Origin of the sequence: Pseudomonas sp. NBRC 111119 (assembly GCF_001320125.1) — a bacterium.
In the GTDB taxonomy this organism is placed as follows: Bacteria; Pseudomonadota; Gammaproteobacteria; order Pseudomonadales; family Pseudomonadaceae; genus Aquipseudomonas; species Aquipseudomonas parafulva.
This window is the reverse complement of sequence record NZ_BCAV01000094.1, coordinates 1-2,743: the sequence shown is the minus strand read 5'-3', so window position 1 is coordinate 2,743 and position 2,743 is coordinate 1. Positions and strand designations below refer to the sequence as shown.

At 62.5% G+C, this 2,743-nt stretch carries 1 protein-coding gene; it reads left to right on the top strand.

Features of this window, described 5'->3' with window-relative positions:
• Positions 1 to 42: 42 nt before the first annotated feature.
• Positions 43 to 2,743 (top strand): condensation domain-containing protein (locus APH25_RS24690; protein ID WP_256217616.1); only part of this gene is annotated, 2,701 nt, incomplete at its 3' end.

Sequence of the window (2,743 nt, the reverse complement as noted above, 5' to 3'; positions counted from 1 at the left end):
GAGCAACAAACCATCCAGCGTCTGGCGACAGTAGCCAGCCGCGTGTCTGCCCTTGATGCAGTAGATGAAGGCCCGGTGAGTGGTGCTGTAACGCTGCTGCCCATGCAGCAGCGCTTCTTCGAAGCGCAGATTCCGGAGCATCATCACTGGAACCAGTCGTTGCTGCTGATTCCCCGTGAGCCAGTGCAGGCCAAGTGGCTCGAGGGCGCACTGAAAGCTGTGCATACCCATCATGATGCCTTGCGCACGTGCTTGCGTGAGCAGAGTGGCGAATGGCAGGCGCACATCGCCGGGCCCGACCACACCTACACGCTGCTGTGGCAGGCCGACCTGCCCGACGCACAGACCCTGGCTGCAGAAGGCCTGCGTACCCAGCGCAGCCTGGACTTGAGCCGTGGTGAGCTGATGCGTGCTCTGTTGGCTACCTTGGCTGATGGCAGCCAGCGCCTGTTGCTGGTCATCCATCACCTGGTAATCGATGGGGTTTCGTGGCGCGTACTGCTGGAGGATCTGCAGCAGGCTTATGAGGCATTGCGTCAAGGTCACCCCCCATTGTTACCGGCCCGTACGCGTTCGGTCAGAGACTGGGCCGGGCACTTGCAGGCCCATGCCCGCGGGGTGGCCCGCGAAGAGCTGGCGTTCTGGCAGTCGCAACTGGCGCAACCTTCCCACCTGCCTTGTGATAATCCCCAGGGAAGCCTGGAGAACCGTCATGCCGTCACGCTGGTCCGGGCGTTGCCGGCCGAAGTCACCCAGCGTCTGCTGCAACGTGCGCCTGGCGCATACCGAACCCAGGTCAACGACCTGTTGTTGGCAGCCTTGGCACGCGCCGTGTGCCGCTGGACCGGCCAGCCAGCTGCCGCCATCCAACTGGAGGGGCATGGTCGCGAAACCTTCAGCAGCGGGCTCGATGTAACCCGTTCCGTAGGTTGGTTGACCAGTTTGTTCCCGGTGTTGCTGACACCGGCACAGGGGCTGCGCGAGTCGATCGTGCAGGTCAAGGAACAACTGCGCCGCGTGCCACATAAAGGGATTGGGTTCGCAGCGCTGCGCTACCTGGGTGAGCGGGTTGATCGTGATGCCCTGGCCGGCCTGAGCATGCCCCGCATTACCTTCAACTACCTGGGGCAGTTCGACAGCCAGTTCGATGAGGCAGCGATGTTCGTACCTGCACCTGAAGCAGCCGGTGTCGAGCAGAGCGAAACTGCGCCGCTGGATAACTGGCTCACGCTCAATGGCCAGGTGTATGGCGGCAAGCTGTCGTTGAGCTGGACGTTCAGCCGCTGCATGTTCCATGAGCCTACGGTGGGGAGGCTCGCCGATGATTTCCTGGCAGAACTGACGGCGCTGGTCGAACACTGCTGCGTGGCGGGGCAGGTCGGTGTCACGCCCTCGGATTTCCCGTTGGCGCGTCTTGACCAGGGCCAGCTCGATGACCTGCCGGTGCCGGCAGGGGACATTGCCGATATCTATCCCCTGTCACCTATGCAACAAGGCATGTTGTTCCACAGCCTTTACGAAGACGCCTCTGGTGCCTACGTCAACCAGCTGCGGGTGGATGTACAGGGGCTGGACGAGCAGGCTTTCGCCCAGGCCTGGGCAGCCGCGATCGAAGCGCACGACATACTGCGCAGCGGCTTTTTCTGGCCACGCGGGGTCGAACGTCCTGTGCAGGTGGTGCGCAAACAGGTCCAGCTGCCGCTGGCAGTACATGACTGGCGAGGTCTGGAGGAGGTGGAACAGGCGCTGGAGCAGTTGGCCTTGCAACAGCGTCAACAGCCTTTTGACCTGGCGCATCCGCCGCTGCTGCGCCTGATGCTGGTGCGTGTCGGCGAGGCAAGCTACCACCTCATCTACACCCACCATCACATCCTGTTGGACGGGTGGAGCAATGCGCAACTGTTTGGCGAGGTGCTGCAACGTTACAGCGGCGAAGCGGTGAACGTCGGTGCTGGGCGCTACAGCGACTACATTGCCTGGTTGCAACGCCAGAATGCCCCAACCAGCGAGGGTTTCTGGCGTGCGCAACTAGCGCGGTTGGATAGCCCGACCCGACTGGCGCGTGTGGTCACACCCGGTGTCGAATCGCCAAGGGGGCACGATGACTGGTGCTACCGTTTCAACGAGGCCGATACACAACGCCTGGCTGCCTTCTCTCGCGCCAGCAAGGTTACCCTCAACACGTTGGTGCAGGGTGCCTGGGCCTTGATCCTGCAGCGCTTCAGCGGCCAACAGGCAGTTGCATTCGGTGCAACGGTATCGGGGCGCCCGGCGGACTTGCCGGGAGTCGAGCAACAGATAGGGCTGTTCATCAACACCTTGCCGGTCATTGCCAGCCCGCAGCCTGAACACACCATCGGCCAGTGGCTGCAACAATTGCAGGCACAGAACCTGGCCCTGCGTGAACAGGAACATACGCCGTTGTTCGATATCCAGCGGTGGGCGGGTCAGCAAGGTGAGGCGCTGTTCGATAGCCTTCTGGTCTTCGAAAACTACCCAGTATCCCAAGCCCTCGAGCAGGGAGCGCCGGGCGGGCTACGGTTTGGCGAGGTGGCGAACCACGAGCGCACCAACTATGCACTGACCGTGCTGGTGGATATAGGCCAAACGCTGGAGCTGAATTTGGCCTACGCCAAGGCCGGTTTCGATCCAGTTCAGGTCGAGCAGCTAGGCAGTGCGCTGGTCGGGCTGCTGCGCGGGATGAGCGCCGACCAGGTAGTGGGCGAGATCGCCTTGCTGTCAG